This window comes from Megasphaera sp. UBA4382 (assembly GCF_002391155.1).
Taxonomy (GTDB): Bacteria; Bacillota; Negativicutes; order Veillonellales; family Megasphaeraceae; genus Megasphaera; species Megasphaera hexanoica.
The window spans coordinates 25,607-48,508 of sequence record NZ_DGRS01000024.1 but is presented as its reverse complement, the minus strand read 5'-3'; the positions used below and the strand labels follow the sequence as shown (position 1 = coordinate 48,508).

Sequence of the window (22,902 nt, the reverse complement as noted above, 5' to 3'; positions counted from 1 at the left end):
AAACCTGTATATAATCACAAAACTCTACCTAATCTAAAATTTTCCGACAGATGCTTCCTTTAGAATGCGTTCACATAAATCGGGAAATTCTATGCCTGCTGCACGGGCCGCATCGGGGACCAGACTGGTCGCCGTCATGCCCGGAACCGTGTTGATTTCCAGTACAAAGGGATTTCCCTCTTTGTCCGTCATGATATCGACGCGGGAAATACCGCTGCAATGGCAAAGATGAAATACGTCCAAAGCCAGATTCTGCATCTTTTTTGTCAGTTCCGGCGAAATAGGTGCCGGACAGAGATGTTTTGCTACGCCGGGAGCATACTTGGAATAATAGTCATATTTTCCTGTACTGGAAACAATTTGAATGACGGGAAAGGCCATATCATCCATGACAGCAACAGTAAACTCATCCCCGTCGATGAATGCTTCAGCCACAATAGAATTGCTGTACTTAAACGCTTCGTTCAATGCGCTTCGTATTTCGTCTTCTGAATGAACGATTACCGTACCAATACTGGACCCCTGCCCTGCCGATTTTATGACTACAGGCAGAGAAAACCGTTTGATAATATCAGCAGCGATAGCATCTTCGTCCTGCGTATTGAAATAATAGGCAAAGGGTGCTGTTGCAATTCCCGCTCCCTGAAACGCGCACTTGCTCATGACCTTATTCATACCGACGGCACTGGCCATGACGCCCGGACCGGTATAGGGAATTCCCATCATTTCACATAATCCCTGCAATACACCATCTTCTCCGTAATGTCCATGAAGCGCATTAAAAACAATATCTATATTCTTATCCTGCAGCTGACTGGCAAGCTTATCCGGCACCAGTTCCAGAAGTTCCGCATGATACCCCTTTTCCTGCAGTGCTCCGGCAATGGCAGCTCCTGTACGGCGCGATACTTCCGCTTCCGTTGAAGGTCCGCCTACAATAACGGCAATATTCTTATCCTGCAGTGTGTCCATGATTACTTCCCCCTCCTGGCTTCTTCAATATATCGTTCCCCTATGGTATAAATATCACCGGCCCCCATAGTAATGACCAGATCTTTTGGCCGTGCATTCTTAAGCAGATACGGGACAAGCTCGTTCTTATCGGCAATATAAGTCACATCCTGCCCTGTCGTTTCCCGGACCTTATCGGCAATCAGCCTGCCCGTGACTCCAGGGATCGGATCTTCGCCAGCACTATAGACATCGGTGACGATCAATTTATCAGCACCGGTAAAAGCTCCTCCAAACTTGTTGAGTAAAAGCTGGGTCCGTGTATACCGGTGCGGCTGAAACAGGCACACCACGCGATGAGTCCCCATATCGCGGGCAGCCGTAAGTGTAGCATTGATTTCCGTAGGATGATGGGCGTAATCATCGACTACCCAAACATCATCGACAACGCCTTTCGTCTGGAACCGCCGTTTAGCTCCATGGAAATGAGAAAGAGCATGGGCGATCTTATCAAAAGGAATACCGCAGCGAAGAGCAACGGCTGTAGTCGCCAGCGAATTCAGCACATTGTGACGGCCAGGGACATTGAGATTGATGGTTCCTAGTTCTTTGCCGTCATGCCATACTTCATAATGGAGCCGGCCATTAATATACCGGATATTACGGGCGTTGTAATCAGCCGGTGTTTCTATTCCATACGAAAGATACCGTCTGTTCAGGGTATTTGCCAAGGATCGTATCTTGTCATTTTCAAAACAGAGAACAGCAAATCCTTCCGGATGTATTTGTCCGATAAACTGTCCAAATGCCTTGATGATATTTTCCAGTGATCCATAATGATCCATGTGATCCGCATCTATATTAGTGATGACAGCAATATAGGGATGTTCTTTCAGGAACGATCCATCACTTTCATCAGCTTCAGCAATGACATAGTCTCCCTTTCCGAGAATAGAATTACAATGCAGATAATCCACTTCACCGCCGATAACCAGTGTCGGATCCGTACCGCTTTCATAAAAAACCTGTCCGAGCATGGAAGAGGTTGTCGTCTTGCCATGGGCACCTGCGACGGCAATGCTCTTTCCCCAGGACATAATATGCACCAGGGCATCGGAACGATGGATTACCGGTATGTCGCGGCGGCGGGCTTCCTGTAATTCCGGATTATTTTCTCTGATGGCAGATGAAATCACGACTACCTGGGCATCCTGCAAATTTTCCGGCCGCTGGCCAATGCAGATCCGGGCACCCATTTTTTCAAACCGGTCTGTCGTCGGGGAAACACGCAGGTCGGATCCGGAGACGGTAAAACCTTTTTCAATGAAAATGTTTGCTATCGCACGCATTCCCGCACCGGCAATACCAATGAAGTGAACGCGCTGTACAGTATTTAAGTTAATCATGATCAGTCACATCCTTCTGTATGCGGGAACGGTATTTCGGGCCTTTGGCAATAGAAAGCGCCAGTTCTGCAATATCATGTGCAGCCTGGGGACGGCCCTTGGATTTGCTCGCCTGAGCCATGCGCTTCAGTGCTTCCGGATCATTTTTCAAATGAACGATTTCTTCCAACAGTTCACGACCGGTCAACATCTTATCAAGGATCATTTTTGCAGCACCGCACATGACCAGAGCCTGTGCGTTGTAGCGCTGATGGTCTTCGGCAGCATAGGGATACGGAATCAGTATAGCCGGAAGTCCGCGCACAGTTAATTCCGCTAATCCCACAGCACCGGCCCGATACACAGCCAGATCAGCTGCAGCCAGTGCTTCTGGCATGTGATGGAGATAGGGGATGATGTGGCTTCCTTCTCCATACCGCCCTTTGCCATCAATACCTTCCAATTGTCCTACGACGCGGTCGTATTCGTGGTCGCCGGTGACATGAAGGATTTGGATATCCTTGCTGTCCCGGAAATACCGGTGCACTTCAATCATTGCATTATTGATAGAACGGGCACCCCGGCTTCCCCCTGCTACCAGTAGGGTGAATTTGTCCGGATCCAGTCCCAGTAAAGCCCGTCCATGATCTTTCGTACCAGTCAGTATATCCTTGCGTACGGGATTCCCCGTATACACCAGGATGTCTTTCCGCTTAAAGCGCTCTGCCGCTTCTTCATATCCCAAAGCGACACATTTGACAAACCGGCTTAATATCGTATTTGTGACACCGGGAATGACATTTTGTTCCTGTACCAATGTCGGAATCCCGCTCATACTGGCTGCCAGGAGAACGGGGCCGCAAACGAAGCCCCCCGTGCCAATCACAACATCCGGTTTAAACTTATGAATAATATGTTCTGCCTTGATCAGACTGCCTGCGGTCTTTCCCAATGTCACCAGATTACGGAATGAAATCTTCCGTTCCAGCCCCCGTACATCAATCGTAACAAAGGGAATGCCTTCATTGGGAATCAAGGTGTTTTCCAATCCGATTTTAGATCCTACGTACAAAAATTCCGTCGGTTCAATATCGGCAATGGCCCGGGCAATGGTAATGGCCGGATAAATATGCCCCCCAGTGCCACCACCAGAAATAATCACTCGGCGCATGTTCTATTTCCTCCCTGTCTCTGAATTCATTATTTAAATTGCGTTTACTATGCCCTTGAACATACGTCCGCGCTGTTCGTAATTATCATACATGTCATAGCTGGAGCAGGCCGGTGACAAAAGTACGGTCTGGGGCGGTGCTGCAATCTTGCGTGCCATCATGACAGCCCGTTCCATGCTGTAGCCGGCTTTGCGGATATCTTTTACGCCCGCCTTTTTTGCGGCTTTTTCAAAACGGTCCGCCGCATCACCGATAAGAATCATCGTATCTACTTTTTGAGCAGCCAGATTCATGAACTCATCAAGCGGCGTCATCTTATCATGGCCGCCGGCAATGAGTATCAGATGGCCGGAAAAAGCTTCCAATGCCTTTATCGAAGCATCCGTATTAGTACCCTTGGAATCATTATAATACGGTACGCCATTGATAGTGCGTACAGGTTCAATGCGATGTTCTACCCCGCCAAACGTCCGGAGTACACGCTGAATAACGGAAAGCGGTGCGCCTGCCACATACGCCATGAGCGCCGCGGCCAAGCAATTCTGGATATTATGCCTGCCAAATAATTTCAGTTCGTCTTCTCGGCAGATTTCCGTATCACTTCCATCCGTACGTAAAATCAGCCGTCCATCTTTTGCAAAGGCACCTGCCGGAACTTCCTGTTCCGTAGAGAACCACAACACGGTCCCGGTCATATCCGGTTCCATGGCTTTAATGCGCGCATCATCATAATTCAGGAGTGCATAATCGGATTTATCCTGATTATGGAAAATCCGTTCTTTCGCTGCCGCGTACGCTTCCATAGTGTGATGCCGGTCCAGGTGATCGGGTGTGATATTCAGTATGACCGCAGCCTTCGCTTTCATCGTCTGTGTAAATTCCAGTTGAAAACTGGAGAGTTCTGCTACGACCACATCTTCTTTTGGCAGGTCTTCCGCCTGTTCGGAAAGACCGTAACCGATGTTGCCACCTATGACCGTTTCACGGCCTGCCGCTTTCATAATATCTCCCAAAAGTGTCGTCGTCGTCGTTTTGCCATTCGTACCGGTAACAGCCAGTATTTCAGCATCTGTCAGCCGGTAAGCGACTTCTACTTCACTCCAGATGGGAATATGACGGGCAGCCGCTTCCTTCATAATCGGGATTTCCGGGGAAATGACCGGTGACGGAACGACGAGGTCCATCCCATCCAGCAGAGCCGCTTCCTGATGGCCAAACACGAGACGGATCCCATCAGCTTTCAATTCCGGCCACGGCTCATGATGTGTATCGATTGTCTTTAAATCATTGAGAACAACGGAAGCACCATGACTGGCCAGTGCTTCTGAAGCAGCCCGGCCGCTGATACCAGCACCGATAACCAAAATATGTTTCCCTGAAAAATCCATTATGCTCATGCTCTACACCCGCTTTTTTTCATATAGTATGTATGGCAGCCTATTTGCATGCCAGGACTACAAAAATAGAAAGGATGGCCATAATAGCCGAAAAACTCCAAAAAACAGTAACTACTTTGACTTCACTCCAGCCCGAAAGCTCAAAATGATGATGAATCGGACTCATTTTGAACACCCGTACTCCGCGGGTCTTAAATGATACGACCTGAATGATGACCGATAAAGCTTCAATCACATACAGGCCGCCAGCAATGATAAGCAATAATTCCGTCTTAGTCAAAATCGCCATGGCCGCCAGGGCTCCGCCTAAAGCCAGCGACCCCGTATCGCCCATAAACATTTTAGCCGGATGCTGGTTATAAAAGAGGAATCCCAAACAAGCGCCCGTAAGCGCCGCACTGAATACAGCAAAGTTGACATATCCCAGTGCGACAGAAATAACGACGTAGGCAACCGACGTGATGGCACAAGAACCAGCTGCCAGCCCATCGAGTCCGTCCGTCAGATTGACGGCATTACTCGTACCGACAATCATGACAAAGACAAATACGTAATACAACATGCCCAAATCAACATTCCATGTCGTAAACGGAATCCATACTGTCGTCGGAAAGTTCAGATATTCCTTCAAAATAAAGCAAAATACTGCTGCCATAACGAATTGCCCGGCCAGTTTTTGTTTAGCCGTAAGGCCCAGGTTGCGGTGTTTGACTGCCTTGATGGAATCATCAAGAAAACCGATGATTCCATGTCCTAGTGTCAGAAACAGCGCCAGTCCCTTGCGCAGATCCATGGGATTAAAAATAAGGCAGGACACGACAAGCGCTGTCAGAATCAGGATACCGCCCATAGTAGGCGTGCCAGCCTTGTATTTATGACTCTCTGGCCCTTCTTCCCGTTCAGACTGGCGGGCATGAAATTTCTTCAGTTCCCGGATGACCAGCGGCCCCAGAGCCAGAGCTATGATCAGACTGACAGCAAAACCAAAGAGCAGTGTATTTAACATTCACATTACTTCCTTTCGAAATATGGCAGTATCTTTTCCATGGCAAATCCCCGGGAACCCTTAAGCAGAACCGTATCTCCCGGCTGGATAATTTGCCTGAGGCAATCCGCCGCTCCGGCATGATCCTGTGCCGTATATACAGCGCCGAGCCCATTTTTTCTGGCAGCATCTGCAATATAGGATGCCGGACTGCCCATGGTAATGAGCGCATCCAGCCCTAATTCCGCTGCTTCAGCTCCTATTTTTTCATGTTCCCGGACCGTCCAGTCCCCTAATTCCAGCATTCCGCCAAGAACAGCGATTTTCCGTCCTTTTGTCAGCAACGCCAGCGATTTCAGCGCTTCACTCATAGAAGCCGGATTTGCATTATACGCATCATTGATAAAGGTATATTCGCCAAGATGAATCAATTCCTGCCGCATTGGCATACCGCGGTACTCGGACAATCCTTTTTGTAACTGATGTTCTGTTAGTCCCAGAACCCGTCCGACAGCAATAGCAGCCAGTGCATTATAGACATTGTGGCTGCCTATGAGCGGCATGTGGATATCCATGACCTGATCAAAGCACCGACAGGCAAACCGCAGCCCCTTCTCACTGCAGACGACGCGGCTGGCCCGGATAGCAGCATTGCTTTCAATACCGTATCCGACTACCTTGCCGCGGCACAAATCGGCCATTGCCGCTACATACGAGTCATCCTGATTCAGTATGGCAACGCCATCTTCTGACAATGCCCGGACGAGTTCACTTTTAGCCCGGGCAATATTATCCTGCGACCCCAACAGCTCAATGTGACTCTTGCCGACATTGGTGACCACACCTATATCCGGTTCTGCAATAGCCGCCAGTTCCGCAATCTGCCCCAGACCACGCATGCCCATTTCCACAACGCAGGCCTCATGTTCCGGCGTAAGCTGCAGCAGCGTTTTCGGAAGGCCGATTTCATTATTAAAATTTTTTTCTGTCTGGAGCACACGATATTTCTGCGACAGCACGGCTGCAATCATGCTGCGTGTAGAAGTCTTTCCTACAGAACCCGTAACGGCGATGACAGGAATCGAAAAACGGCGGCGGTGAAAACGCGCCAGGTCCTGATATGCTTTGCGTGTATCCGTAACTATGACAACAGCAAATCCCTCTTGTTTATATTCAGGGCGGTCTTCAGCTACTACGGCACCGGCAGCCCCACGTTCTTTAGCCTGAAGCACGTAATCGTGACCATCAAATGTTTCTCCTTTGAGAGCTACAAAAAGCGCCCCTTCTGTAATAGCCCGTGTATCTGTCTCTACCTGAGAAAATACGGAATCGTCCACAACGGGATACAGCAGTCTGCCGCCAGTAGCCTTTTCTACCTCCTGTAACGTGAACGCAGCCATTTTTATCTCCCCTTTGCAGCCAGCACGGCATCCCTTGCGACCTCACGGTCATCAAAATGGATGGTACCGGTCTTCAATATCTGATAATCTTCATGCCCCTTACCAGCAATCAGTACAATATCGCCGCTTTGTGCCAATTCTACGGCACGGAAAATAGCATCACGGCGATTGACGATCACTTCATGATGCTGGCCGGGTTTCAACCCATCTTTTACACCGGCTTCCACTTCCTGAACAATGGCTTCCGGGTCTTCTGACCGCGGATTATCGGAAGTGACGATGGGGATATCAGCATGTTCTGCAGCAATACGTCCCATAATCGGGCGTTTTGTACGATCGCGGTCGCCCCCGCAGCCGAACACGCAGAGTATACGGACCGGATTCATGGCACGGGCTGTCGTCAATGCTTTTTCCAGACTGTCCGGCGTATGAGAATAATCGACGACAATGGCAAAATCCTGTCCGGCTTCTACGAGTTCAAAACGGCCTGGTACGGAATGGAAAGACTGGATAGCTTTATCAATCGTCTGTTCATCTACGCCTTCTGCATGGGCAGCTCCGATTGCCGCCAGTGTATTATACACGTTGAACAAGCCTGTAATGTTCATATTCAGATGGACATTGACAAAGGGTCCCGTAACATCAAAGGATGAACGTTTCAGTTCCACCGATAAGTTAGCTGCTTTTAAATCAGCTGCTTTTTCTACGCCGTAGGTCAGTACGTTGCAGTGACAGGTTTTCAGGATTCCTTCTGCATAAGGGTCATCAATGTTGACTATAGCTGTCTTATTATCCTTAACATGTTCATCGAGACTGATGTTCTGGAATAATTTGCATTTGGCTGCCAGATAGTTTTCCATCGTCTTGTGGAAATCCAGGTGATCTTGTGTCAGATTCGTAAATACCGCCGTATCATATTCAATCCCGGCCACGCGGTTTAAAGCCAGGGCATGGCTCGACACTTCCATGACGACATGAGTAACGCCACGGTCATACATAAGCGCCAGGAAGCGCTGCAGATCAATAACATCCGGCGTCGTATTGTGAATAGGAAGTTCTTCATCGTCAATCAGCGCATGGATGGTTCCCAGAAGGCCCACACGATGGCCGGCAGCTTTCAGGATATGATAAATAATATGGCTCGTCGTCGTTTTGCCATTTGTCCCCGTAACGCCGATCATGCGCATTTTCTTTCCCGGATAATCATAAAAATAAGGAACTATATCTTCAACGGCATGATGCACATCCGGCACCATGATTTGCACGGCATTGCCGGGAAGGTCCAGATGTTTGGTCGTAAGCACTGCAACGGCCCCTTTCTCTACAGCCTGGGATGCATATACGGCCCCGTCTGTATGAACGCCGCTGAAGCAGACGAACAAATCTCCCTTTTCGATTGACCGGGAATCGGACGAAATGCCCGTAATCATAGTATTGGCATTGCCATCCACATTATATATACCTTTAATTTGTTTGCAGAGTTCATTAACTGATTTCATTTCATTTCCTCCTATACAGGTAATTCATATGTTAACAGAACAGGAAACAACAATAGCAGCCTTAAATTAAGGCTGCTCATACCCGCTTTACCGGCTGCTGTCACCTGTTCCCGTCTTATCATGAGACTGGCCATACAGCACGGTCACCGGGACCGTCATACCGAGTTTCTGCGCCGACGTATAAATTCGTTCCGGCGTCTCCAATTTGGCAATATCAACGCGGAGCACTTCATTTTCTCTCTGCAGCTGCTGGGCATGAAGCTTTTTCTGCATCAGTGCATAGCTGAAATTAGTTTTAACGGCAGAAAGCGCAATGTATGCCAGCAGGAAAAAGCATACCAGCAGTAAAACAGATATAGTCTGCGCAAGCAGCCTGGCGAATTTTCTTTCATCCGCACCGGTCCGGTGCCCCACAGAACGTGACGCTTCATAGTGAATGTATCCAGCTTTTCTGGCCAGCATATTATAACACATCCAATCAAATATTAAAAACGAAAATTCCTCTGCCTATCCATCACTTACGAATTCCGACGCGTAATTTAGCACTTCTGGCCCGGGGATTCTGTTCCAGCTCATCTTCTCCCGGCGTGATGGCATGGCGCTGTATCTTTAAAATGGCATGATGGTGACACGTACAGACAGGCATATCGGGAGGACAGATACAATCCGTTGCCAATCGTTTCAACGTCTGCTTGACAATGCGGTCTTCCAGAGAATGGAAGGTTATAACACAGATATGTCCGCCCGGTTTTAACCGCTGCGCTGCCGTTTCGACGGCATCATGGAGAATACCCAGTTCATCATTGACTTCAATCCGGATTGCCTGAAACGTCCGCTTGGCCGGATGCGGTCCATCCTTGCGGGCTCCCGCAGGAATAGCTTTCTTGATGACGGATACGAGTTCAGCCGTATGACTAATGGGCTTCTGCTGCCGTTCCCTGACGATAAATTCAGCAATACGGCTGGCCCAGCGTTCTTCCCCATAGTCTTTGACAACACGGTATAACTCAGCTTCACTATATGTATTGACCACATCGTAAGCGCTTTTCCGGGCAGACCGGTCCATCCGCATATCAAGTGGCCCGTCCTGCATATAGGAAAAACCCCGTTCCGGCGTATCCAGCTGGTAACTCGACACGCCCAGGTCAAACATGACCCCGTCCACGGCATCTATGTGCAGCTTGTCCAGGACCTGGCCCAGGTTGCGGAAATTTTCCTGCACCGGTATAAAATGGCAGGCTGTCCCTTTCATATGGGCTGTAGCCGCCGCAATGGCATCCTCATCCTGATCGAGTCCAATCAGCGTTGCATCACCGGCCAGCCGTTCGGCCAATACGCGGGAATGACCTCCCCCTCCCAGTGTGCAGTCTACATATATACCATGGGGATCACCGATGAGATGATTAATTGTTTCATTTCGTAATACACTGACATGATGAAATTCCATGAGTACTCCTATATGTCCAGATCCAGATCTTCCAGATCTTCAGCAATCTCTTCCATCGCCGGCACGGTACGGGCGGCATATTCTTCATAAGATTGTTTGTCCCAGATTTCTATGCTGTCACCTGTGCCGATGACTGTAACTTCTTTTTTAAGGCCGGCATATTCCCGCAGCGTTCCGGGAATCAGGATACGGCCTGTACGGTCAAATTCAACTTCGGCCGCACTGCCAAAGAGAAATCGTTTAAATGCCCGGACCTTTTCTTTACTGGTCCTTAATTTTTTCATCTTATCAGCCAGATTTCTCCAGGCATCCTGTGTATATACAGAAAGGCAGCCTTCCAGTCCACGGGTTACTATACAATGCGTTCCCAATTCTTCACGAAATTTCGCCGGCATAATAACGCGGCCTTTTGTATCAATAGAATGCGAATATTCTCCCATGAACATAGCGTCGCCCCCCTTCCGTATTATCTATCACTTTTCACCACATTTTACCACATTTTCACACCCGATGACAATAATATTGCTTAATCTGATAAAGATCTGAAAAAAAAGATAAAAAAATACTGCAGAAAAAAACAAGATGTATTTTGTTTCTTCCTACAGTATGTATGATACAACATAGCCAAACTTATTATATTTTGATTATCCGTGTAACAGTTCATCCAGCCAGGTATCTTCCAGAACAATGTCCTGCGTCGTCATCTTTTGAAAATCGCACCGGCGGACTAATTCCTCTTTATGATACAGACGCCTTTCCGTAACCAGTCTGCCGGCCAGGGCCAGTGCAGATAAAATGGCATCAGCCATGACACCGCGTTCACGAAGGCTGCGGACTGTTATGCCTTTCTGTCTCTTAGAAAGACGGTTACCAGACATATCAACCAGCATCGGAACATGGGTATACGAAGGTGCCCTATACTCCAGCACCTTCATGAGCCATATCTGCTGGGCTGTCGAAGATAACAAATCCCGGCCGCGCAGCACATGGGTAATGCCCATAGCCCCGTCATCGACGGCAACGGCCAATTGATATGCATACAGGCCATCGGCACGCCGGACGACGAAATCACCACAAACACGGGGCAGATAATCCGAAAAAGCCCCATAGCAGCCATCCGTAAACGAGACAGAAACGTCCGGGACGTGGACGCGCCAGGATGGCTTCCGGTCCATATGACGGCGCTGTTCTTCCGTCATGCCATAACAATGCCCATCATATACAAGATGCTCCCCTTCATGGGGCGCTCCTATGGCCTGCAATCTGGCACGGCTGCAATAACAGGGGTACAACAGATGTTTTTCCTGCAGCTCCTGCATGGCTTTTTCATATAGCGGATACCGTTCCTGCTGGATATATGATCCGTAAGAGCCGCCTTTTCCAGGCCCTTCATCCCAGTCCAACCCCAGCCAGGCCAGATCTTCCAGCAGTGCCTTTACATATACAGGCTTAGACCGCTGTTCATCGATATCTTCTATGCGCAGTACCAGAGTTCCATTCTGTTGCCGTACCTGCAGCCAGGCAAGAAAGGCAGTCCATACATTTCCCAAATGGATATAGCCCGTCGGGCTGGGTGCAAAACGTCCCCGCATACTATTCACATCCTAATCCGGCAAGGAAATGAGGTTGTCAAACAAAGCAGCTGCATCCTTTATTTTACCTTCTCCCCCCATCACGCAAAGGCAATTATCATTCATGACCGCCCGCACTAATGGTGCCAGAGCCCGGATATCTGCAGCCGTCGTCTGTAAGAGCTGATCCCGGCGCTGCTGAACCAGGGCCTGTGTCATATGGGAGAAATAGCGGTTCATCGCCTTATCTCCCCTTAGGGAAGGTGTCAGTGGAATATCAATGCGGCTCAATGTACCAATGACATACTTTGTCATTTCCCGGTCTGTAACGTCGAATTGTTCCAGATAATCTGCCAGATCATCGTACGCTCTGACGCTGCTTTCCAGATTGGGGTCGCGATACGAGCAGAACACCATGTCGCCATTGCCGTAAAAACGGGTAAACGCCCCGTACGCTCCTCCCTGGACACGAATCTTCGTCCAGAGATATCCATATTGCAAAATCGTATCCAGAACCATCATAGAACCGGTGTACACAAAGCCATGGCTGCGGAAATTCCCACCTTTTGCTACGTACTGTACCTTGCCACTGGTCATGATGCCTTCGTTTTTACGTTGACCGCCCAGACGGCAAAGGTCTGTGCGTTTTTCTCCCTGGGGCAATTGTTGCGCCCAGTCCGGCAAAAGTCCTATGACCTGCTGGTAATCTTCTGTATCACTCGTTATTTCCAGCGTCATAGCTGCCCGGGTGAACACCTTCTTCATGACATGCTGCAGCTTCATGATTGTATCATCCGTTTTCGTCCTGATTCCGGCAGCAATCCGGCTGATAAATTCATAGTACGAAAATTCGCCGGCATCGCAGAATCCTTCTACCGGTGATACATAAGACAGAACGCGGTGCATGACCAGCGTATGCCCCCGGCGGAATGCATCCATATCCCAGCCCGCTTTGGTTTCCTCGACCAGTTCAATGAGACGTTCTGTATTGGTAAAAAGTGTTTCTGTCGTAATTTCCCGCATCAGACGGATCAGTTCCGGCATATTCTGACGGAGTGCCTTAGCCGTTACCTTAAAGACAGGCATGTACTGCCCATTATCTTCACAATCAGAAAAAGCAGATACGGCGCAATCGATACCTCCAGTATACAAATCAATGAGGGAAGCCAGTTCTCCATATGTATGATCTTTCGTATCCATGTCTCCCAAAAGATCACTGAGGAGATATACATAGGAAATCTCTTCGGGGGTAAAACCATGGAGGTCAAAATACGCATTGACATAGGTGATACCGTTTGTATGATCCGGTACATGGCACACCGTAATCCCACTTTCAGAAGACGTTTGCATTTCTATTTCTTCCGCTTTATGTTCCAGATCATCCCGGGAAAGAGTAGGGATTGTCAACAAAGCTTCGGGGGAATCGGGTGTAGCCTGTCTCTTTTTCAAGGCCTTGGATGCTTCAACAATCTGCTGTATGTCTTCAGCAGATAAAGTCTTTTTATACGCTGCCAGTCTGTCAGCCACAGCCTGATCATGTTTTTCTGTCAGACCGGGTTCCGGGACCAGTGTAACAAGAGCATAATACGGGTTATCCAGTATATATTTCTTGATAAGAGATTCATAATATCCGCTGTCAATCCCCCGGCGGAGAGTCTGCAACGCATCTTCATATTGCAGAGAAGCCAGCGGATCTTTATCGTACAGCCAGGTATCCATGCAACGGATACCATAAATCAATCCCTTGGGACGACCGGCAAAATCGGCTTCCCGCAAAGTAAATTCAATGCGGTTCAGGGCACCGGTCAATAAGGTCTTATCCACGCCTTCCTGAACCATCTTTGTCAGGAACTGCCGGACAACCGGTAAAATCTTGGCCTGTTTATCCGGGTCTGAACCATTGATGGAAATTCCCCACAACGGCTGCAGGATACCATCCTGGAAATCACCGGACACATCGCGGCCGACACCGGCATCGACGAGAGCTTTTTTCAGGGGCGCCGCCGGCGATTGCAACAGGACGTACGTCAGCACCTTAAAAGCCAATGCCAGTGTCGTATCCAAAGCATCGTCAATGACATAGGTCAGACTGTGCAGTGTCTTCTGCTGCGTTTTTTCTCCTGAAGCGATGCCATACGGATAGGTACGGACGCAACTGCCCGGGCAGGCTTGTCTTTTGATGGCTGAATCGATATGTGCTGCATGGAATTTACTGAGATATTCAGAATCGATAAAATCCAGTGTGCCGTCAACATCCAAATCCCCATACAGAAAGATATAACTGTTGGAAGGATGATAATAGGCCTTATGGAAAGCCGTAAAAGCCTCTTGCGTCAAATTGGGAATATCGTCAGGATCCCCACCTGATTCTACGCCATACGTTGTATCGGGAAACAGGTTTTCCATGACATGGCGTTCCATAAGTGAATCGGGAGAAGAAAAGACGCCTTTCATTTCATTGTAAACGACGCCGCTGTACGTCAGAGGTGCTTCCGGGCTGTCCATTTCATAGTGCCAGCCTTCCTGCATCAGTACCTGTCCATCTTTCAGCATATTAGGGAAAAACACGGCGTCCAGATATACATCCATCAGGTTATGGAAATCCTTTGCATTCCGGCTTGCTACAGGATACATGGTCTTATCAGGAAATGTCATCGCATTGAGAAATGTATTGAGAGACCCTTTGACCAGTTCTACAAACGGTTCTTTCAATGGAAATTTCCGGGAACCGCACAATGTGGAATGTTCACAAATATGGGGTACACCTGTACTGTCAGAAGGCGTCGTGCGAAAAGAAATGGAGAACACCTTATTGTCGTCTTCATTCTGAATATACAGGACGCGGGCTCCGGATTGGACGTGGGTCATTTCATAGGCCTGGCTATCCAGTTCTTTAACATAAACGGACCGGTCTATGTGAAATCCATGCAGCGTGTCTTTTACTTTCAATGTCATAAAAAAGCCTCCTCTTACGACTGTGTATGAAGAATAATATCGCCTAATGCTTCCACATCAGGGGCAAAATAATCAGGCGGATAGGCTTCCTGTTCTGCCTTGCTTCCATATCCGAACCCGACGAGGATGACAGGCAGCTTCATTTCTCTGGCACCGATGACATCATATTTCCTGTCGCCTACCATGACAGCCTTGCCTTCTGCCTGTGGTCCGATTGTATCGAGAACCTGCTGGATGACATCAGCTTTTGTTTCGTTGCCTCCAAGGGTACTGCCGGCGACGAGTTCCACCCGCTGGCTGATCCCGAATTTCTCACATATGGCCCGGGCATGTACAGTCGGTTTGGACGTAGCAACATACGATTTGATGCCCGCTTCCTTTAATTGATCCAGAAGAGCCAGGATTCCCGGGAACGGATGGTTTTCAAAACGCCCTTTGGTACCGTACCGTTCCTGGAATGTATCATACAGACGCCGCGCTTTTTCTTCGGAAAAGCCATAAACCTGGGTAAACGTCGTCATCATCGGCGGGCCGACGACAATGTGCTGGTCCAGCCGTCCTTCCGTTGATTCCCCAAGCTTCAGCAGTGCATATTCTACAGACTTGATGATTCCTTCTTTCGAATCAGTCAGAGTCCCGTCTAAATCAAATAGTACATGTTTGAACATGTTTCTCCTCCTGCTATATGGTATTACTTTTACATATCTTATATATAATATCATATTTGAGAATGGTTATCCAGTATAAGGAGTATGAAAAAGAGAGTTGCCGCCAAATGAGCGCACTGCTCATGCAGGGACAACCCTCTCTTTAAGTTTGCGATATTATTTCACGATAGTTTTATTTTACGACAACTAATTCATACTGGCGCGTGCCGAGACCGATTTCTTCTGCATGTACCAGCGTTTCATCCCAATTGACGCGGGGATTGCTGTCAAGGAAGTGGTCGTGATGATGATGCCAGTCTGGTTTTGCCAGATTATCCGCCAACTGGCTGTTGGGCAGAGGCTGTTGTTTCTGGCAGGCATCGACGCAAGCCTGATCCAGTGCTACCGGATCAAAGGAAGCAAACATGCCGATGTCCGGAAGGATAGGAGCATCGTTTTCAGCATGACAGTCACAGTTCGGTGAAATATCCATGACGAGATTGATATGGAAGCAGGGCCGGTCCTGGCAGACGGCCTGGGCATATTCAGCCATTTTGCGGTCTAATTTATCATTGGCATCCCATTGTACCGTCTGGATAGCGTCAAAAGCACAAGCACCGATGCAACGGCCACAGCCTTTACAAAGTTCTTCATTGATATGAGCTACGTCATTTTCATATGTAATGGCGTCGGATCCGCATTCTTTGGCACAGCGATGGCAGTTGCGGCAATTTTCCTCGATGACTTCCGGTTTGCCTGACGAATGTTGTTCCATTTTTCCTGCCCGGCTGCCACAGCCCATGCCGATATTTTTTATAGCACCGCCAAACCCGGTTGATTCGTGACCTTTGAAATGAGCCAGGCTGATAAAGACATCGGCATCCATGACGGCCCGACCGATTTTGGCATTCTGTACGTATTGCCCATTTTTTACAGGGACTTCTACTTCATCGGTACCGCGCAGCCCATCCGCGATAATGATCTGACAGCCCGTAGTCACCGTATTATAGCCGTTGAGATTGGCGCAGTCCATATGTTCCAGGGCGTGTTTACGGCTGCCCGGGTAGAGCGTATTACAGTCCGTAAGAAATGGCTTCCCTCCCATTTCTTTTACCAGATCTGCTACAGCCTTGACATACTGGGGACGGATAGATGCCAGACACCCCAGTTCACCAAAATGCATCTTGATAGCAACGAATTTTCCATCCATATCAATGTTGCCAATGCCGGCACGGCGGCAGAGTTTCTGCAGTTTCATCAGATTATTCGTACCTACTTTACAGCGGAAATCTGTAAAATATACTTTTGCTTTTTCCATATTGCCCTCCTGTCATACAATACACACCATAACTATATTACAACATCATTATCATATCACATGGAGCCCGCTCAAAGTCAAGTAAAACAAAGCCGGCTGCCTGTCATCATAAAAGAGACAGGACAGCCGGCTGATTATATTACCATTTTATTTATTGAATGGTTTATTTCTTCCAGAACTGTTCCGCTTTGGCAATGTTGCCACGGATAGCATCACAGCAGCGTTTGAATTCTGCTTTTTCATCATCAGTCAGCGTGTATTCCATGACCTGTTCTACCCCATTGGCACCGACGACAGCAGGAATACCGCAATAAATACCTGTTTCACCATATTCGCCGTCGAGATAAGCACTGACAGGCATAATCTTCTTTTCATCATGCAAAATGGAACGGACAACGGTAGCCCCTGTAGCAGCTACACCGTATTCCGTGCATTTTTTCCCTTTAAAGGTAGTCCAGGCACCGTTGATGACGCGTTTCGTCATTTCTTCATGATCAAAGTCAAAGCGAGGATCGCCTTTCAGTTCGGAAAGCGGTTTGCCATGGAAAGAAATGAGAGACCAGGGAACCATCTGAGCATTGCCATGTTCTCCCATCATGAATGCCGTGAACGAATGGTGTTCCAAATTCGTCTGCTGGGAAATAGCACTGATGAGCCGGGACGAATCAAGGCCGGTCCCTGTACCAAATACGCGGTTGCGTGGCAGACCGCTCAGTTTCTGTACCAGGTCGGTAATGACATCGCAGGGATTGGTAATATTGACAAAAATGCCGTCAAATCCACCAGCCATGATTTTATCGACAAAGCTGGCTACTTCCCTGACAGAATTTTCCATTTCGCTGTCACGGTTCAACGTTGCCAGTAATTCAATTTTACCAACGGCATTAACAATGACATCGCAGTCTGCCAAACCGGCATAATCTACAACTTTATATACGACGCGGTGAGGCATAAAATACGCAGCATCCATCAGGTCATTGCATTCACTGGCTACTTTATCAGCGTTTTTATCACACAGCTTGACTTCATCAGCAACCCCCATCATTCCCAGATTATACGCAACATGAGCGCCAACGTGGCCTAATCCAACTACACCAACAATTCTTTTTTTGATACTCATGATAAATTCCTCTTTTCTCGCAGAAAATTATGTTACAGAGTTCACAAATCTCTATACGTATATGATAGGCCTGTCCTTTTGATTTGTAAATGAGTAATCATTTGTAATTCAAAATAAGAATGAATTTTAATGCACACAAAGCGCAAGTTAATCGTATAATCTCGAATATTTATCTCTCTAAATGCATCTTATACCAATGCTTATGATTTTTTGTCATGCTTTTTGTTTTCTGTTTCGTCTATCGGTGTCACATCGATTGTATAGGAATGCCTGTTATTTTTATCACGCATCGCTGCTTCATATCCCCGGCGGTACGAGGCATCTGCCGAATGATCTTTCCCGCGAATCTTATGCCATAACCAGCGCACGGCTGCAATCAATGACATGAACAGGAGAAGATTCATGAACAGCCCCAGAATAGTTGATAAGATTCCCATACTGCCCCATCCTAAAAGGCCGGCCAGCATACTCCCCAGGAACATACCTCCTGCCAGGAATCCTATGTTACGGAGCGTATTCCCCCATCGTGAAGTCTGTGATGCGGCCGTGCCTGCTCCGTTACCAGCTGTTTTAGCCTGCTGTCGGGTATTGGTAGTGCCAGTTTCTGATTTAGGAGCCTGCCTTGTCGTATTTCCCGTATTACTTGCCGGCTTCGTCATCGCCGGTGCCGTACGGGGTGCTGACTTGACAGAAATCCCACCTTTAGCAGCCCAGACTACATCTGAATGGGTAAAAACAGGTGCGGCGGTCAGACAAAATACACTGATGGCAATAGAAATAGCAACATTTTTTATTTTCATATACAGAAACTCCTTTTCATGAGAATATATGGTTTCGTCATGGAATTTATAAATAGAACTTATATATATTATATCATAGGCAGTCAAAGCATTGACAAATCGCCGGTTTACTCATCAAATTTTAATTTTTTATATTTTCGTTATTAATATTTTTAATTTTATGTCGTTGATTTTTTTCTTTTTTATGATATACTTAGGTCATAAAAGGTAAATTTTATGGTTCTATTAAAATTTACAGTAGCGGAGAATAAGAAATGTACCAGTTATTATTTTACATCTGCTAAAAAATGTGAGCTCATAAAGCGCAGGTATAGTTTGGGCCTATATTTGTGTGCAACCATTTTTAATCAGTACAGCTGGACGGGATTTCAGTTACAGGAAGCGCATCTTTATTCTCCGCATCCGATGGGAGGTATGATGTATGAGTAAGGGTAGTAATCAAAGTTCCAGAGTCATTGCTATTGGTCTCATGTTGTTTGCATTATTCTTTGGTGCCGGCAACCTGATTTTCCCGTCATCGATGGGACAAAATGCCGGTTATAACGTCTGGTGGTCCGTTCTGGGCTTCATCATCAGCGGGGTAGGACTTCCGCTGGCCGGTGTACTTGCCATGGGATATTCGGGCTGTGAAGACCTGCGCCAGCTGGCAAGCCGCGTAGGGCTTAAATACGGTCTCGTATTTTCCGTCGTAGTATATCTGACCATCGGTCCCTGGTTCTGTATTCCCCGTACAGGCAGCGTATCCTATGAAATCGCTGTACGGCCTTTCCTGAATAGTGGCGGTTCTGATATGGAAATGACAGCCTTCCTGGTACTATTCTTCATTATTTCCTATTGGCTGTCTGCCAACCCGTCCAAACTGGTCGATCGCATCGGCAAAATCCTTACACCATGTCTGCTGGTAACAATCGTCATGTTGATTTTAAAATCCTATCTCACCCCGATGGGTGTCCCTCAGGCTCCAACTGCTCATTACGCTACAGCCAGCATGGCTGCCGTTCAGGGTTTCATCGACGGATACGGCACTATGGATGCCATGGGCTCCTTCGTATTCGCTATTTTAGTCATTAAATTCGTCAAAGAAAACGGCGCTGATACACCGCAGAAGGTGACACGGGATGTTTTTAAAGCCGGTCTTCTGGCAGCAGCCTGCCTGGGATTCGTCTATGTATTCATTGCTGACCTCGGCGCAACGAGTGTGCAGGCACTGGGAATCCTGGAAACCGGTGCTCCCGTCCTTGCCAACAGTGCCCTGATACTTTTTGGTAATGCCGGTGCAATCCTCTTGGCGGTCATCGTCCTCTTAGCCTGCTTATCCACCAGTATCGGCCTTCTCACATCGTGTGCTACCTTCTTCAATGAAATTTATGACCGCATCAGTTATACAGCCTATCTGCGGGGCTTTACCATTGTCTCTTTCCTGATTGGCACATTTGGTCTGCTGACGATTATCAAGACAGCCATTCCGGTCCTGATGTTCCTCTACCCGCTTACGGTGGCAACGATATTCCTCACGTTCATGCACAATGTGTTTAATGGAAACCGCATCGTCTACATTTCTACCATAGGGTTCACTTGTTTCTCCGCCCTTATCAGCGGATTAGAAACAGCCGGTGTTCCCCTTGGATCGTTATCTGAGTTGATGAACACCTATGTTCCCTTCCAGGCTATCGGTCTCGGCTGGATCATCTTTGCCCTCACCGGATTCGTCGTCGGCCTGATTGCAGCTGCAATTCTAAAGAAGCCGGAAACGTTACCCGATGAAGCTTGAAATGTTCTGATAAAAAGTTGAAAACAAGAGAGGAGCCTCTCATGAAAATCACAGTTTTCACGAGAGGCTCCTCTCTTATTTTGTCTTACACGCCCAGTGCATACACGATGACCGGTATGACTGCTGCAAACAATACCGTACTGGCCGTCACAATGCCTGTCGCGTACCGTACGTCACCATGGGCTTCATTGGCAAGAATCGGCAGTACCGCCATGATAGGCAGGGAAGACTGGACGATGTAGGTATCAAATTCCAATGCCGGCATAGGGCCTAACAGGTCCTGGCCAGCGATAAGCACGACCGCCATGACGGCCGGTGCCAGAATCAGACGGCCTGTAAACCCGGCAATGGTATCTCTGTCAAAAGAAATATTGCCCACCCCGGCCTTAGCCAGGGCCAGTCCAATGTACAACAGGGATAAGGGGGTAACCAGGCTGCCGATATAACCAGCTGCCGTCATCACCGGGGCCGGAACGGATATATCTGCCAGCAAAAAGAGAAAGGCAATCAGACAACTGGTAAGAGGCGGCGGACAAAGCTTTTTCAGATTAAAATGCCGTCTTTCTGTGCCCGCCGCATCGGATGGATCGTCTGCCACGAGAAATGCCCCAATTGTCCAGCAGGACGTATTGCAAAACAGAAAATATGCCAGAAAATACGGCATGGCTTCTTCACCGAATAAGGCCATATTGAGAGGCCAGCCGATAAATAAAGTATTCGTATTCGCTACAGCCGCAACAAAACTGCCATGACGGCCAGCCGGAACATGCGTCATGCGGGCCCAGATCCAGCCCAGGACATACCAGGCGATCACTCCGACAGCGACCAGTGTAAACCCTTCTGACAATTGGCGCACCATACTGAGGGACATGTATTTCATCATAGATACGAAAACAGCAGCCGGCAATGCAATATTCATGATGATTTTTGAAATATCATTGCCAAAGGAATCGGACAAATACTGTTTCTTCTCCAGCACATATCCCGTCAGAATAATGAGCAATATAGGAATAATACTTTCTATCGATGCTGTAAAGGCCATACGAGTCTCGTCCTCCCGAAAATTGATGAAATCACATTAGCTATTATAGTATATTTATGATGTTTGTCCAGAAAAAAATCAGTATCTTAGCATACTAATATATCAATTATCTATGTTGCCTTACGTATACCCTGTCTGGCCGCATACAACAAAACAGACAAATATGATTTCATAATAAAGAGCTGCCCCATCAGGGATATCCTGGTGTGACAGCTCCGCGTTTCATTGTTTCTTACTATTGCCAGTTTTATAATCGATGGTAATCCCTGGCTGGTTATTATAGACAAAGACATTGAACTTGATGCCAGCCCCCTTGTCTTCTACCGACCATGCCTCCATCTGTACCCCGCGGGCAACGAGATCATTGCCGGAAAAAATGGGAGTTACCCGGTACAAAACGTGATGATTCGTTTCTTTAATGTAATCGGCTACCATATTTTCAAAAGGAAGCATACCTTCGACGTTGAGATACCGCGTACCTGTGATCAGATTTTTAGGATTGGCATTTTCTGCTGTCAACTGATATCCAATAAGGTGACAGCGGTTGTACAGATATTTCCCATCGACATTATCATACTTGGCCAGATGCCATCCGCTTGGTTTGACACTGCCTATGGCACCCCTTTTTTTTGTAGGCATAAGATCTTTTCCTATATTGGCATAGGCCGGACCGCAACGTCCCAGTGAATCAAGCTCACTGTACCTTTCAAAAGATTTCTTCGTCTTGTCTTTGTCAGGAAAATCAGGAACATTATTATGGATGACAACATACGGCTTTCCTGAAAATGCCGGAATGTTAGAAAGATCAAACGATTCTTCCTTATTTCCCTTAACTTGTACAGTCTGATTCTGTACCTTCTTTTCATGCGACGATGTCTTCTGTGACTGTCCGCAAGCCGTAAGAATAAGGCAAAAGGCAAGTAGCAGCACCATCAGTATCTTGGTCAGATGTCTCATTTTGCATATACCTCTTCTGTAATAGTATCATGGGAAAATCCCGAAAAGTCATGACTTTCCTGCAACCTCCAGGGACTTTCCAGGGTAATATCAAAATACATGTCAGACGGATAGGCCCTGTTCCAGCGGAAAAGAATGATTTTTTCGATACGATCTGCATAGGGAAGGACTGCCTTATCTTCAACAAAGCAGAAATCGCCCTGGCCAGCCTGATTCAAAAAATCGTCGTCAACGTGGATCCGGTCCGCCGCTTCTGTGAACATGGACGCAGAATAAACATCCATCCAGATGCCTTTTGTACCGGCAATTTCCAGCATCCTCTGTCGCAATTTCCGGTCCTGGCTCTGACGGCGCTGATTGAAACAAAGCCCGCCATGATCGTCTACTACTGTCATGATAATCATGAACTCACCTCCTGATACGTACCATTATATCATAGAGTGTCCGCTAATAGAAAAAGGATCCAGGCCGCAGCCTGAATCCTT

20 protein-coding genes are annotated in these 22,902 nt (G+C 47.6%); 1 reads left to right on the top strand and 19 read right to left on the bottom strand.

Annotated features, from left to right (window positions below; genetic code table 11):
* Window positions 1-33: 33 nt before the first annotated feature.
* The 16 genes from B4H10_RS02740 to B4H10_RS02665 form a co-directional block, all read right to left on the bottom strand.
* The gene (locus tag B4H10_RS02740; RefSeq protein ID WP_059076915.1) at window positions 34-972 is read right to left on the bottom strand and encodes a D-alanine--D-alanine ligase family protein; all 939 of its coding nucleotides are present in this window, start codon (window positions 970-972) and stop codon (window positions 34-36) included.
* A 2-nt stretch (window positions 973-974) separates the two neighbouring features.
* On the bottom strand, window positions 975-2,357 hold the full coding sequence (gene murC, locus B4H10_RS02735) for a UDP-N-acetylmuramate--L-alanine ligase (protein ID WP_059076914.1): 1,383 nt from the start codon (window positions 2,355-2,357) through the stop codon (window positions 975-977).
* On the bottom strand, window positions 2,350-3,507 hold the full coding sequence (murG, locus tag B4H10_RS02730) for an undecaprenyldiphospho-muramoylpentapeptide beta-N-acetylglucosaminyltransferase (protein WP_292018127.1): 1,158 nt from the start codon (window positions 3,505-3,507) through the stop codon (window positions 2,350-2,352). Before murG ends, murC begins: the two co-directional genes overlap by 8 nt.
* A gap of 33 nt (window positions 3,508-3,540) precedes the next feature.
* A complete protein-coding gene (gene murD / locus B4H10_RS02725) occupies window positions 3,541-4,905 on the bottom strand; it encodes a UDP-N-acetylmuramoyl-L-alanine--D-glutamate ligase (RefSeq protein ID WP_075582098.1) in 1,365 nt (454 codons plus the stop codon).
* Window positions 4,906-4,945: 40 nt separating this feature from the next.
* Window positions 4,946-5,911: a phospho-N-acetylmuramoyl-pentapeptide-transferase gene (gene mraY / locus B4H10_RS02720; protein ID WP_059076911.1), complete on the bottom strand. Its 966-nt coding sequence runs from the start codon at window positions 5,909-5,911 to the stop codon at window positions 4,946-4,948.
* 5 nt (window positions 5,912-5,916) lie between these two features.
* A complete protein-coding gene (locus tag B4H10_RS02715) occupies window positions 5,917-7,290 on the bottom strand; it encodes a UDP-N-acetylmuramoyl-tripeptide--D-alanyl-D-alanine ligase (RefSeq protein ID WP_059076910.1) in 1,374 nt (457 codons plus the stop codon).
* 2 nt (window positions 7,291-7,292) lie between these two features.
* Window positions 7,293-8,789: a UDP-N-acetylmuramoyl-L-alanyl-D-glutamate--2,6-diaminopimelate ligase gene (locus B4H10_RS02710; RefSeq protein WP_059076909.1), complete on the bottom strand. Its 1,497-nt coding sequence runs from the start codon at window positions 8,787-8,789 to the stop codon at window positions 7,293-7,295.
* Window positions 8,790-8,876: 87 nt separating this feature from the next.
* Window positions 8,877-9,251, bottom strand: a complete 375-nt coding sequence (locus tag B4H10_RS02705) for a hypothetical protein (protein ID WP_059076908.1) — start codon at window positions 9,249-9,251, stop codon at window positions 8,877-8,879.
* A gap of 52 nt (window positions 9,252-9,303) precedes the next feature.
* Entirely contained in the window at window positions 9,304-10,236 is a 933-nt protein-coding gene (rsmH, locus tag B4H10_RS02700; RefSeq protein WP_075582096.1) for a 16S rRNA (cytosine(1402)-N(4))-methyltransferase RsmH, read from the bottom strand.
* A gap of 8 nt (window positions 10,237-10,244) precedes the next feature.
* Window positions 10,245-10,682 (bottom strand): division/cell wall cluster transcriptional repressor MraZ, encoded by a 438-nt coding sequence (gene mraZ, locus B4H10_RS02695; RefSeq protein ID WP_075582095.1) that lies wholly within the window; start codon window positions 10,680-10,682, stop codon window positions 10,245-10,247.
* 198 nt (window positions 10,683-10,880) lie between these two features.
* On the bottom strand, window positions 10,881-11,828 hold the full coding sequence (gene gluQRS / locus B4H10_RS02690; protein WP_292018126.1) for a tRNA glutamyl-Q(34) synthetase GluQRS: 948 nt from the start codon (window positions 11,826-11,828) through the stop codon (window positions 10,881-10,883).
* A gap of 12 nt (window positions 11,829-11,840) precedes the next feature.
* The gene (locus B4H10_RS02685) at window positions 11,841-14,762 is read right to left on the bottom strand and encodes an insulinase family protein (RefSeq protein ID WP_292018125.1); all 2,922 of its coding nucleotides are present in this window, start codon (window positions 14,760-14,762) and stop codon (window positions 11,841-11,843) included.
* Between the two features lie 14 nt (window positions 14,763-14,776).
* Window positions 14,777-15,430 (bottom strand): HAD hydrolase-like protein, encoded by a 654-nt coding sequence (locus tag B4H10_RS02680; RefSeq protein ID WP_292018124.1) that lies wholly within the window; start codon window positions 15,428-15,430, stop codon window positions 14,777-14,779.
* Window positions 15,431-15,602: 172 nt separating this feature from the next.
* Window positions 15,603-16,727, bottom strand: coding sequence for a DUF362 domain-containing protein (locus B4H10_RS02675; protein WP_059076902.1), 1,125 nt, complete (start codon window positions 16,725-16,727; stop codon window positions 15,603-15,605).
* A 163-nt stretch (window positions 16,728-16,890) separates the two neighbouring features.
* Window positions 16,891-17,847 (bottom strand): lactate/malate family dehydrogenase, encoded by a 957-nt coding sequence (locus B4H10_RS02670; RefSeq protein WP_059076901.1) that lies wholly within the window; start codon window positions 17,845-17,847, stop codon window positions 16,891-16,893.
* Window positions 17,848-18,047: 200 nt separating this feature from the next.
* The gene (locus B4H10_RS02665) at window positions 18,048-18,647 is read right to left on the bottom strand and encodes a hypothetical protein (protein ID WP_292018123.1); all 600 of its coding nucleotides are present in this window, start codon (window positions 18,645-18,647) and stop codon (window positions 18,048-18,050) included.
* 421 nt (window positions 18,648-19,068) lie between these two features.
* On the opposite strand from B4H10_RS02665, the gene brnQ reads away from it, so the two are divergent.
* The gene (brnQ, locus tag B4H10_RS02660) at window positions 19,069-20,418 is read left to right on the top strand and encodes a branched-chain amino acid transport system II carrier protein (RefSeq protein ID WP_059076898.1); all 1,350 of its coding nucleotides are present in this window, start codon (window positions 19,069-19,071) and stop codon (window positions 20,416-20,418) included.
* An 85-nt stretch (window positions 20,419-20,503) separates the two neighbouring features.
* On the opposite strand, the gene B4H10_RS02655 is transcribed toward brnQ, so the two are convergent.
* The 3 genes from B4H10_RS02655 to B4H10_RS02645 all read right to left on the bottom strand — a co-directional run bounded on the left by B4H10_RS02655 (window position 20,504) and on the right by B4H10_RS02645 (window position 22,821).
* Window positions 20,504-21,460, bottom strand: a complete 957-nt coding sequence (locus tag B4H10_RS02655; protein WP_059076897.1) for an AEC family transporter — start codon at window positions 21,458-21,460, stop codon at window positions 20,504-20,506.
* A 222-nt stretch (window positions 21,461-21,682) separates the two neighbouring features.
* Window positions 21,683-22,417, bottom strand: a complete 735-nt coding sequence (locus B4H10_RS02650) for a DNA/RNA non-specific endonuclease (protein ID WP_113855014.1) — start codon at window positions 22,415-22,417, stop codon at window positions 21,683-21,685.
* On the bottom strand, window positions 22,414-22,821 hold the full coding sequence (locus tag B4H10_RS02645) for a hypothetical protein (RefSeq protein WP_292018122.1): 408 nt from the start codon (window positions 22,819-22,821) through the stop codon (window positions 22,414-22,416). The genes B4H10_RS02650 and B4H10_RS02645 overlap by 4 nt, the downstream gene beginning before the upstream one ends.
* Between the last annotated feature and the right edge of the window lie 81 nt (window positions 22,822-22,902).

Bases quoted from the DNA above. Each gene is read 5' to 3' on its own strand.
- B4H10_RS02740 (WP_059076915.1), bottom strand. From the start codon at position 972: ATGGACACACTGCAGGATAAGAATATTGCCGTTATTGTAGGCGGACCT.
- murC (WP_059076914.1), bottom strand. From the start codon at position 2,357: ATGATTAACTTAAATACTGTACAGCGCGTTCACTTCATTGGTATTGCC.
- murG (WP_292018127.1), bottom strand. From the start codon at position 3,507: ATGCGCCGAGTGATTATTTCTGGTGGTGGCACTGGGGGGCATATTTAT.
- murD (WP_075582098.1), bottom strand. From the start codon at position 4,905: ATGAGCATAATGGATTTTTCAGGGAAACATATTTTGGTTATCGGTGCT.
- mraY (WP_059076911.1), bottom strand. From the start codon at position 5,911: ATGTTAAATACACTGCTCTTTGGTTTTGCTGTCAGTCTGATCATAGCT.
- B4H10_RS02715 (WP_059076910.1), bottom strand. From the start codon at position 7,290: ATGGCTGCGTTCACGTTACAGGAGGTAGAAAAGGCTACTGGCGGCAGA.
- B4H10_RS02710 (WP_059076909.1), bottom strand. From the start codon at position 8,789: ATGAAATCAGTTAATGAACTCTGCAAACAAATTAAAGGTATATATAAT.
- B4H10_RS02705 (WP_059076908.1), bottom strand. From the start codon at position 9,251: ATGCTGGCCAGAAAAGCTGGATACATTCACTATGAAGCGTCACGTTCT.
- rsmH (WP_075582096.1), bottom strand. From the start codon at position 10,236: ATGGAATTTCATCATGTCAGTGTATTACGAAATGAAACAATTAATCAT.
- mraZ (WP_075582095.1), bottom strand. From the start codon at position 10,682: ATGTTCATGGGAGAATATTCGCATTCTATTGATACAAAAGGCCGCGTT.
- gluQRS (WP_292018126.1), bottom strand. From the start codon at position 11,828: ATGCGGGGACGTTTTGCACCCAGCCCGACGGGCTATATCCATTTGGGA.
- B4H10_RS02685 (WP_292018125.1), bottom strand. From the start codon at position 14,762: ATGACATTGAAAGTAAAAGACACGCTGCATGGATTTCACATAGACCGG.
- B4H10_RS02680 (WP_292018124.1), bottom strand. From the start codon at position 15,430: ATGTTCAAACATGTACTATTTGATTTAGACGGGACTCTGACTGATTCG.
- B4H10_RS02675 (WP_059076902.1), bottom strand. From the start codon at position 16,727: ATGGAAAAAGCAAAAGTATATTTTACAGATTTCCGCTGTAAAGTAGGT.
- B4H10_RS02670 (WP_059076901.1), bottom strand. From the start codon at position 17,847: ATGAGTATCAAAAAAAGAATTGTTGGTGTAGTTGGATTAGGCCACGTT.
- B4H10_RS02665 (WP_292018123.1), bottom strand. From the start codon at position 18,647: ATGAAAATAAAAAATGTTGCTATTTCTATTGCCATCAGTGTATTTTGT.
- brnQ (WP_059076898.1), top strand. From the start codon at position 19,069: ATGAGTAAGGGTAGTAATCAAAGTTCCAGAGTCATTGCTATTGGTCTC.
- B4H10_RS02655 (WP_059076897.1), bottom strand. From the start codon at position 21,460: ATGGCCTTTACAGCATCGATAGAAAGTATTATTCCTATATTGCTCATT.
- B4H10_RS02650 (WP_113855014.1), bottom strand. From the start codon at position 22,417: ATGAGACATCTGACCAAGATACTGATGGTGCTGCTACTTGCCTTTTGC.
- B4H10_RS02645 (WP_292018122.1), bottom strand. From the start codon at position 22,821: ATGATTATCATGACAGTAGTAGACGATCATGGCGGGCTTTGTTTCAAT.